At 69.4% G+C, this 9957-nt stretch carries 8 protein-coding genes; 6 read left to right on the plus strand and 2 right to left on the minus strand.

Annotated features, from left to right (window positions below; genetic code table 11):
* Positions 1-366: NAD-dependent epimerase/dehydratase family protein (locus tag D7X96_RS37605; RefSeq protein ID WP_121771895.1), on the minus strand; the 366-nt coding region annotated here is incomplete at its 3' end.
* Between the two features lie 380 nt (positions 367-746).
* Between D7X96_RS37605 and D7X96_RS37610 the strand changes: the two genes are divergently transcribed.
* The 6 genes from D7X96_RS37610 (at position 747) to hemH (ending at position 9067) form a co-directional block, all read left to right on the plus strand.
* Positions 747-1079 (plus strand): SWIB/MDM2 domain-containing protein, encoded by a 333-nt coding sequence (locus D7X96_RS37610; protein ID WP_014394388.1) that lies wholly within the window; start codon positions 747-749, stop codon positions 1077-1079.
* A gap of 188 nt (positions 1080-1267) precedes the next feature.
* Positions 1268-4375 carry a malto-oligosyltrehalose synthase gene (gene treY / locus D7X96_RS37615; protein ID WP_208647438.1) on the plus strand — a complete coding sequence of 1036 codons (3108 nt, stop codon included), beginning with the start codon at positions 1268-1270 and terminating at the stop codon, positions 4373-4375.
* Positions 4372-6516: a glycogen debranching protein GlgX gene (glgX, locus tag D7X96_RS37620; protein WP_120550767.1), complete on the plus strand. Its 2145-nt coding sequence runs from the start codon at positions 4372-4374 to the stop codon at positions 6514-6516. The genes treY and glgX overlap by 4 nt, the downstream gene beginning before the upstream one ends.
* Before the next feature lie 36 nt (positions 6517-6552).
* Positions 6553-7518, plus strand: coding sequence for a TerC family protein (locus tag D7X96_RS37625; protein ID WP_120550768.1), 966 nt, complete (start codon positions 6553-6555; stop codon positions 7516-7518).
* Between the two features lie 74 nt (positions 7519-7592).
* Positions 7593-7976 (plus strand): Co2+/Mg2+ efflux facilitator ApaG/CorD, encoded by a 384-nt coding sequence (apaG, locus tag D7X96_RS37630; protein WP_120550769.1) that lies wholly within the window; start codon positions 7593-7595, stop codon positions 7974-7976.
* Positions 7977-7999: 23 nt separating this feature from the next.
* Complete coding sequence (gene hemH, locus D7X96_RS37635) at positions 8000-9067, plus strand: ferrochelatase (RefSeq protein ID WP_121771893.1); 1068 nt, start codon at positions 8000-8002, stop codon at positions 9065-9067.
* Here the strand turns inward: hemH and D7X96_RS37640 are convergent.
* Positions 9042-9957, minus strand: a 916-nt coding sequence (locus D7X96_RS37640) for a hypothetical protein (RefSeq protein WP_121771894.1), incomplete at its 5' end; no start/stop codon positions are given. The genes hemH and D7X96_RS37640 overlap by 26 nt on opposite strands.

Below are 9957 nucleotides of genomic sequence, written 5' to 3' on the forward strand. Positions count from 1 at the left end.
GCCGTGGGAGGCGAGCGAGCCGCACATCACCAGCCGGGGGCGGGGCTCCGGCAGGGCGGCCATGGCCTCGCAGACCCGGCGGGTGCCTTCGGCGTTGACGCGCATGAACTCGTCGCGCTGCGCTGCGCGGCGGATGCCGGCCAGGTGGAAGACGACGTCCACGCCCTTCACCGCATGGGCCAGCGAGGCGGGGTCCGTCACGTCGCCCACATGCCGCGTCCAGGGGTGGCCCTCCAGGGCCTTCTCCAGCTCCCGGGTGTCCGTGGTGGGGCGCAACAGGCATGAAACCCGGTCGCCGCGGGAGGCCAGCGCGCGTGCGAGCCAGGTCCCCAGGAAGCCGCCGGCGCCAGTGATGAGGGCATTCATGGGTGCTGTTTCATCCGAAAAGCCACATCCCGTCCACCGCCGAAATGGGCGGGGGTCTGCCCGAGTGAGCGCGCGCTCCGGATGCCGACTTTCCGCCTCCGGACGCGTCGCGAAGCACAATCCCCGAGGGGAAACGGGCTCCGGAGCCGGTTTCTGGGCCTCCGGACGCGCCGCGAGGGTTCCGCTCCCGAGGGAAGAATGCGCTGCGGGGCCGAGTTCTAGCCTCCGAATCCATTGCTCCGAGGGGGCCCAGAGGGAAAAAGCGCGCGATGGACGCTGTTTTTCGCTCTAGGCCGTGCTACTACGCGCCATCGGCTCTAGCTTGAAGATGCAAGCACGCCGTGCAACGTCCCCTTCGGAGGGGAGGAGACACAAGACGAATGGCCGCCAAGAAAGCCGCTGCGAAGAAGTCTGCCCCTGCTGCCGCGAAGAAGGCCCCTGCCGCCAAGAAGGCCGCGGGCCGTAAGCCCAACGCTGCGTTCATGAAGGAGATGACGCCCTCCGCTGAGCTGGCGGCGATCGTCGGTTCCAAGGCGCTGCCCCGCACCGCGGTGGTCAGCAAGATCTGGGACTACATCAAGAAGAACAACCTCCAGGACGCGAAGAACAAGCGCCAGATCAACGCCGACGACAAGCTGAAGCCCATCTTCGGCGGCAAGAAGAACGTCACCATGTTCGAGATGACCGCGCTGGTGAACAAGCACCTGAGCTGAACGGTGCAGGGCCCGTCGGGGCCGTCGCCGGTCGCCCGAAGGACCCTGGGGGCTCGTCACGCATCGCGCGCGACGGGCCCTCCGCTTTTTCCCCCTCTGACAGGGCGGGCGTGCGGAGCGTTGAAAAGGGGGCGAAGGCGCATCTGCCCGCTGGCGGACGCGCCGCGTCGGGCCTACCTCTGGGGCCCATGTTCCACGACGGTCTTGAGGCAGGGGAGCGCGCCGCGCGGCAGGCGGACGCGGATGGCACGCACACGACGGTGGAAGCCCAGGCGGACGCCCTGTTCGACCAGGTGCGACGCGAGCTGCAATCGCGCCGCGTCACGCCGCTGTCCACCTACCGGATGCAGCTGCACCAGGGCTTCACCTTCAACCATGCGAAGGCGCTGGTGCCGTACCTGGCCCGGCTGGGCGTGAGCGACTTCTACGCGTCGCCCTACCTCAAGGCCACGCCCGGCAGCACCCACGGCTACGACTGCGTGGACCACCAGCGGCTCAACCCGGAGGTGGGCACGGCGGAGGAGCACGCGGCGCTCTGTGACGCCCTGCGCGAGCACGGCCTGGGGCAGGTGCTGGACGTGGTGCCCAACCACATGGGCATCGAGCGGGACAACCGGCTGTGGCTGGACGTGCTGGAGAACGGCCCGTCGTCCGTCTACGCGAAGTTCTTCGACGTGGACTGGCGGCCGGTGAAGGACGAGCTGGCGGACAAGGTGCTGCTGCCCATCCTGGGGGACCAGTACGGCATCGTGCTGGAGCGCGGCGAGCTGAAGCTGTCCTACGAGTCCGGCGCCTTCTACCTGCACTACTACGACCACCGGCTGCCGGTGGCGCCGCGCCAGTACGCGAGCATCCTCAAGCACGGCCTGGAGCGGCTGCAGAAGCAGCTGGGCCCGGAGTCGCCGCACCTGGTGGAGCTGCTCTCCATCATGACGGCCCTGGACCACCTGCCGCCGCGCACGGAGGTGGAGCCGGCGAAGGTGATTGAGCGCCACCGCGAGAAGGAGGTCATCAAGCGCCGGCTGGGCGCGGTGGTGGCGGACAGCCCGGAGCTCATGGCGTACGTGGACGAGAACGTCCGGGTGTTCAACGGCACGCCCGGCAACGTGCGCTCCTTCGACCTCTTGGACAACCTGCTGCAGCACTGCAGCTACCGGCTGGCGCACTGGCGCGTGGCGGGCGAGGAGATCAACTACCGCCGCTTCTTCGACATCAACGGCCTGGCCGCCATCCGCGTGGAGGACCCGGACGTCTTCCAGGAGGCGCACCAGCTCATCTTCGACTGGCTGCGCGAGGACCGCGTCACGGGCATCCGCATCGACCATCCGGACGGCCTCTTCGACCCCACGGCCTACTTCCTGAACCTGCAGGAGCGCTTCTTCCTGGAGCGCGCGCGGGCCCGCTTCAACGCGGGCAAGAAGGACGGGGACGACGCGCGGTGGGCGGAGGTGGAGACGCTGTTGCGCGCGAAGTGGCGCAGCGAGGTGATGGACACGCCGGACAGCCCGCTGCGCCGGGCGCTGTTCGTGGCGGTGGAGAAGATTCAGGGCGGCCGCGAGCGCATCCCGGACGCGTGGGCGGTGCACGGCACCACCGGCTACCGCTTCGCCAACGCGGTGAGCGGCCTGTTCGTGCACCCGGCCGCGGAGGCGCACCTGACGGAGACGTACGAGCGCTTCGCGGGCGGCACGCAGGACTTCGCGGAGCTGGTGTACCAGAAGAAGCTGCTCATCATGCGCGTGAGCATGGCCAGTGAAATCAACGTGCTGGCGCACGAGCTCAACCGCATCTCGGAGATGAACCGCCGCACGCGCGACTTCACGCTCAACAGCCTGAGGCGCGCGCTGGTGGAGTTCATCGCGCTGTTCCCCGTCTACCGCACCTACGTGGACGGCTGGCGCGCGGAGCTGGACGTGCGCGACGTGCAGTACATCGAGTGGACCCTCCAGCGCGCCAAGGAGCGCAACACCACCACCAACGCCTCCATCTTCGACTTCCTGCGCGACATCCTGCTGGGCCGCTACCCGGACCACGTGGGGGACGACGAGAAGGCGGTGATGCTGCGCTTCGCGATGAAGCTCCAGCAGGTGACGGGCCCCGTCATGGCCAAGGGCCTGGAGGACACCGTCTTCTACATCTACAACCGGCTGGTGAGCCTCAACGAGGTGGGCGGCGAGCCGGAGCACTTCGGCATGCGCTCCACCATGTTCCACCTGCGCAACCAGGAGCGCGCGGAGCGCTGGCCGGCGAGCATGCTCACCTCCAGCACCCACGACACCAAGCGCAGCGAGGACGTGCGCGCGCGCATCAACGTCCTCACGGAGCTGCCGGAGGTCTGGCGGGAGAAGGCGCGCGCCTGGGCGGACCTGACGCAGCCCTTCGTCAGCCACCTGCCCTCCGGCCCCGCGCCGTCGTCCAACGACGTCTACCTCTTCTTCCAGACGGTGGTGGGCGCGTGGCCCATGGGCGAAGCGGTGCCCGCCGCAGAGCTCAAGGAGTTCCACCGCCGCGTGCGCGAGTACATGGGCAAGGCCATCAAGGAGGCCAAGGTCCGCACGTCGTGGACCAACCCGGACGGCTCCTACGACGACGCGGTGGCGCGCTTCGTGGACGCGTGCTTCGACCCGGCGAAGAGCCAGGCCTTCCTGGACGACGTGAAGGCGTTCAAGCGCCGCATCGAGCGCGCGGGCCAGCACAACGCGCTGGGGCAGCTGTTGCTCAAGCTGGCCTCGCCCGGCGTGGTGGACACGTACCAGGGCTGCGAGCTGTGGGATTTGTCGCTGGTGGACCCGGACAACCGCCGGCCGGTGGACTACGCCCTGCGCGAGCGGCTGCTCACGGCGCTGGACGACGCGGCGGCGAAGGACCGGCAGGCGCTGTGCGCCAGGCTGTCCGGGGACATGGACGACGGGCAGGTGAAGCTCTTCGTCCTGGCCCAGGCGCTGCGGCTGCGCCAGAAGTACGCGGACCTCTTCCGCGCCGGCGGGTACGAGGCGCTGGAGCTGTCCGGGCCGCGCTCGCCCGCGGCGGTGGGCTTCGCGCGCACGCACGGTGACAGCGTGCTCATCGCCTGCGCGCCGCGTTACACCCTGGAGGCGCTGGAGTCCGGGGGGCTTTCGCAAGCGTACGACGGTACGTTCCTGAACCTTCCGGAGGCATATGCGGGCATGATGTTCCGCAATGTCTTCACCGGGAACACCGTCCGTCCCCAGCAGGGGCCGGGCGGCGTGGGGCTGGCCCTGGGGCCGCTCCTCGCCCAGTTCCCGGTGGTGCTGCTGGAGAGGAGCACTGGATGAGAAGGGCCGAGGTGCTTCCAGGGAAGCCGTTTCCCCTGGGCGCCACGTACGACGGGAACGGCGTGAACTTCGCCGTGTTCAGCGAGCACGCGAAGAAGGTGGAGGTCTGTCTCTTCGACCCCGCCGACCCCAGGAAGGAGACGCGCCGCTTCCCGTTGCTGGAGACCTCGAACCACGTCTGGCACGGCTACATGCCAGGCGTGCACGCCGGCTGCCTCTACGGCCTGCGGGTTCACGGTCCGTATGAACCGAAGAAGGGCCTGCGCTTCAACCCGCACAAGCTCCTGGTGGACCCCTACGCCCGCGCGCTGCACGGCCAGGTGGACCACAAGGCCCCCATCCACGCCTACGTGCACGGGGGCAAGGAGGAGGACCTGGTGATGGACACGCAGGACGACGCCTGGGGCGTGCCCAAGGCGGTCATCCTGTCGGACGGGTTCGACTGGGAGGGCGACAAGCGGCCGGAGATTCCCTGGAACAAGACGGTCCTCTACGAGCTGCACGTGAAGGGCTTCACGAAGCTCCACCCGCGCGTGCCGGAGCACCTGCGCGGCACGTACGCGGGCCTGGCGCACCCGGCCTCCATCGAACACCTGAAGAAGGTGGGCGTGACGAGCGTGGAGCTGCTCCCCATCCACGCCTTCGTGGACGAGCCGTTCCTCACCCAGAAGGGGCGCTCCAACTACTGGGGCTACAACACGCTGGGCTTCTTCGCTCCGGACGCGCGCTACAGCGCGTCAGGCTCGCTGGGCGAGCAGGTGGCGGAGTTCAAGGGGATGGTGAAGCTGCTGCACCGCGCGGGCATCGAGGTGATCCTCGACGTGGTCTACAACCACACCTGCGAGGGCAACCACCTGGGGCCCACGCTGTCCTTCAAGGGGCTGGACGCCGGCGCGTACTACCGGCTCAGTGAGAAGGACCCGCGCTACTTCATGGACTTCACCGGGTGCGGCAACTCGTGGAACGCCACGCACCCGTACGCGCTGAAGCTCATCGCGGACTCGCTGCGCTACTGGGTGGAGGAGATGCACGTCGACGGCTTCCGCTTCGACCTGGCGACGACGCTGGGACGGGACAGGCACGGCTACGACACCCGCGCGGCCTTCTTCCAGATCCTCCACCAGGACCCGGTGCTCTCCCGCGTGAAGCTCATCGCGGAGCCCTGGGACGTGGGGGACTACGGCTACCAGGTGGGCAATTTCCCGGTGCTGTGGAGCGAGTGGAACGGCAAGTACCGCGACACCATGCGCCGCTACTGGAAGGGCGACGACCGGCAGGCGGCGGAGATTGGCTCGCGGCTCACCGGCAGCTCGGATTTGTTCGCGCTGTCCGGCCGCAAGCCCACGGCGAGCGTGAACTTCGTCACCGCGCATGACGGCTTCACGCTGCACGACCTGGTGACGTACAGCCAGAAGCACAACGAGGCCAACGGCGAGGAGAACCGCGACGGCGCCAACGACAACCACGCCTGGAACTGCGGCGTGGAGGGGGAGACGAACGACCCCAAGGTGAACGCGCTGCGCGAGCAGCAGAAGCGCAACTTCCTGGCGTCCCTCTTCCTGTCGCAGGGCGTGCCCATGCTCGTCGCGGGGGATGAGATGGGCCGCACGCAGAAGGGCAACAACAACGCCTACTGCCAGGACAACGAGCTGTCGTGGGTGAACTGGGAGCTCAACGAGAAGCAGCGCCAGCTGCTGGACTTCACCTCCCGCATCATCAAGCTGCGGCGCGAGCAGCCGGTGCTGTCCAAGCGCCGCTTCTTCCGCGGCGCCCACATCTGGGACAGCGAGCTGAAGGACCTGGCGTGGTTCCGGCCGGACGGCAAGGAGATGAAGCGCGAGGACTGGGAGAAGCCCTACGTGCGCTCCCTGGCCTTCCTGCTGGGCGGGGACGCCATCGCCACGCCGGACGACGAGGGGCACCGCATCGTGGGGGACACGTTGCTGGTGCTGCTCAACGCGCACCATGAGCCCATCACCTTCATGCTGCCCGCGCTGGAGTGGGGCGCGGACTGGGAGCTGGTGGTGGACACGGCGGCCACCGGGGAGTCCCTGCGCACGCACACCCCGGCGGGTGGAAAGGTGCAGGCCGCGGGGCGGTCCCTGGCCGTCTTGAGGCGCCCGGCGACGGAATGGGAGTAGCCGTGTAGGCCCGTCCCGGGGTAGGCAGCGGACCCGATGATTCATTCGCTCTGGCCCTGGGTGGGCTTCAACGTCTTCGTCCTGGCGATGCTCGCCCTGGACCTGGGGCTGTTCCACCGCAAGGAGCACGCGGTGTCGCCGAAGGAGGCGACGCTGTGGACGCTCGTGTGGGTGAGCATCAGCCTCGCGTTCTGCGGAGGGGTGTACCACTACGGCGGCCAGGCCCCGGCGCTGGAGTGGCTGACGGCGTACGTCGTGGAGTACGCGCTGTCCGTCGACAACCTCTTCGTCTTCCTGATGGTGTTCGGCTACTTCCGGGTGCCGCCGGCGCACCAGCACCGGGTGCTCTTCTGGGGCATCCTGGGCGCGTTCGTGATGCGCGCGGTGCTGATCGTGGCGGGCACGGCGCTGGTGGCCCGCTTCGAGTGGCTCATCTTCCTGTTCGGCGCGTTCCTCGTCTACACGGCCTCCAAGATGCTCTGGGCCAAGGAGGACGAGGACGTGGACCCGGAGGCGGGCTTCATCGTGAAGATGTCCCGGCGCCTGTTGCCGGTGGCGCGTCAGGGCGAGGGCAGCCGCTTCTTCGTCCACGAGGACGGCCGGCGCAAGGTGACGCCGCTGTTCATCGTGCTGATGGTGGTGGAGGCCACGGACCTGCTCTTCGCCATGGACTCCATCCCGGCGGTGCTGGGCATCAGCAAGGACCCGTTCATCATCTACACGTCCAACGTCTGCGCCATCCTGGGCCTGCGCTCGCTCTTCTTCGTCGTCTCCAGCCTGATGGAGAAGTTCCACCTGCTGAAGGTCGCGCTGGGCGTCATCCTGGCCTTCGTGGGCGTGAAGATGCTCATCGAGCACTGGTTCAAGATCCCCATCGGCATCTCGCTGGCGGTGATTGGCGGCTGCCTCCTGGTGGCCATCCTGGCGTCGCTGGTGTTCCCCAAGCCCCCGGAGGCGGAGAAGGCCCCGGAGACGCCGGAGCGGGAGCAGGAGCGCGGCTGAAGGCCGCGGGCCGGGGCTCGGAGGCCCTTGCGTTTCGCTTGCATCGGGCGGGAGTCGCTGCCAAGTCTCCCGCCATGTCCACCGCCACCACCGACGGCATCCGCGTCACCGTGGAGCCGACCTTCTGGCCGGAGCGCAGCACGCCCGAGTCCGGGCAGTTCGCCTTCATGTACAAGGTGGTGCTCCTCAACGAGGGCACCGTCCCCGCGCAGCTGCGGGCGCGGCATTGGGTCATCACCGACGCCCAGGGGCACGTGGACGAGGTGAAGGGCGAGGGCGTGGTCGGCCGTCAGCCGCACCTCAAGCCCGGCGAGCGCTTCGAGTACACGAGCTGGGCGATGCTCAAGACGCCCTTTGGCACCATGCGCGGCAGCTACGAGATGGAGCGCCCGGACGGCACGCGCTTCGAGGCGCGCATCGCCGAGTTCGCGCTCACGCTGCCGCACGCGCTGCACTGACACGTCACCCAGGGCCTTCGCGCATGTCTGTGCCGACCACGAAGCGGGGACTGCTGCTCGTCAACCTGGGGACGCCGGACGCGCCCGAGTCCGGGCCAGTGCGCCGCTACCTGCGCGAGTTCCTCAACGACCCGCGCGTCATCGACATCCACCCGGTGGGGCGCTGGTTCCTCTTGAACCTCTTCATCCTCCCGTTCCGCCCCGCGAAGAGCGCGGAGGCGTACCGCAAGGTGTGGATGAAGGAGGGCTCGCCGCTGCTCGTGTACAGCCGCGCGCTGGAGGCGCGGGTGGCGGAGCGGCTGGGGGACGACTACGAGGTGGAGCTGGCCATGCGCTACGGCAACCCGTCGCTGCCGGACGCCATCGCGCGGCTCAAGGCGAAGGGCGTGTCGGAGTTCACGGTGCTGCCGCTGTACCCGCACGAGGCCGCGTCCTCCACGGCGTCGTCGCTGGCGCGCACGTATGAGGTGCTGGCGCAGGGCTGGGACGTCCCCAGCGTGCGCGCGGTGCCGGCCTTCTGGGACGACGCGGGCTTCCTGGACGCGTTCGCGGCGGTGGCCCGGCCGGTGATCGCCGACACGCGCGCGGACCACGTGCTGTTCAGCTTCCACGGGCTGCCGGAGCGCCACATGCGCAAGAGCGACCCCACGGGGCAGCACTGCCTGGCGTCCGCGGGCTGCTGCGACGCCATCACGGACGCGAACCGGCACTGCTACCGGGCGCAGAGCTTCGCGACGGCGCGGATGCTGGCTCAGCGGCTGGGGCTTCCGGAGGGCGGCTACACGGTGTCCTTCCAGTCGCGGCTGGGGCGCACGCCGTGGGTGAAGCCGTACACGGACCTGGTGCTGCCGGAGCTGGCGGCGAAGGGCGTGAAGCGGCTGGCGGTGATGTGCCCGGCCTTCGTGGCGGACTGCCTGGAGACGCTGGAGGAGATTGGCCTGCGCGCGAAGGAGCAGTTCGTGGAGGCGGGCGGCGAGTCGCTGACGCTGGTGCCGTCCCTCAACGCCCACCCGGAGTGGGTGGACGCCGTGGTGCGGATGGTGCGCGCTTCGGACGGCCCTGCGCCTACGGCGCGGGCGGAGTCGCGGTAGGCGCGGCGGCTGGTGCCTGCTGGGGGGCGCTGACGGGCGTGAGGCGCGCCTGGTAGGTGCCCGCGGGCAGGTTCACGGCGGGCTTCGCGGGGCCGTTGAGTGAGGTGGACAGGGTGCCCTCCCAGGAGCGCCACTGGCCGGCCTTCACCAGGAACTCGCCCTTGCCGGTGACCTTCACGGTGGCGCCCAGCTCGGTGCCTTCCGCCTGGGCGGCAGGGGCGGGGGCGTCCGCCAGCTCGTCGACGATTTCCGTGGCGCTCTCATGGCCCGCCACGTGCGGACCCTTCTTGCCGGAGGGGGCCACGGGGCGCGGGGCGCCGAGGGTGCCGCCGAACTGCTCCACGAGGTCGTACTCGAGCGTGGCCACCTGCTCGCCGTTGTCGCCCGGGGTGACGGAGACGAGCTTCACGCGGTTGTGGCGCTCGCCGCCGGGGGCTCGGCGGAAGAGGGTGCCCAGGGCGTCGGGCGTGGTGAGCTCGGTGCCCAGGGACCACGTCTCGCCGGGGCGCACGGGGTCGCGGGGCAGCTCCAGCGCCAGCGTGGCCAGGTTGCGCGCGGGGCCCTGGAGCCCGTCGATGATGAAGCCGCGGTCGCTGAAGGTGGCTTCCTCCGGCGCGCCGCTGTTGGGCGTCACGCGCAGCTGGCGCTCCCCGTTCTTGTCCAGCATGAGCACGTACGTGTACTCGGTGGGGACGGCGGCGCTGCCGGCCTTGGGTGCCACGGCGGCGGGGGCGGCCTTGGCGCCCTTCTTCTTCTTGTCGGCCTTGGAGGGCTTCTCCGCCGGGGCGGACTCGGGGACGGCCGCGTTGCGGTCCAGCGCGAGGTTCAGGCGGAAGGAGATGGGCGCGTCCTGGACCAGCTTCCAGCGCAGCACGACGGCGTCCTTGGGG

The sequence above is a fragment of the Corallococcus interemptor genome (assembly GCF_003668875.1).
Classification (GTDB): Bacteria; Myxococcota; Myxococcia; order Myxococcales; family Myxococcaceae; genus Corallococcus; species Corallococcus interemptor.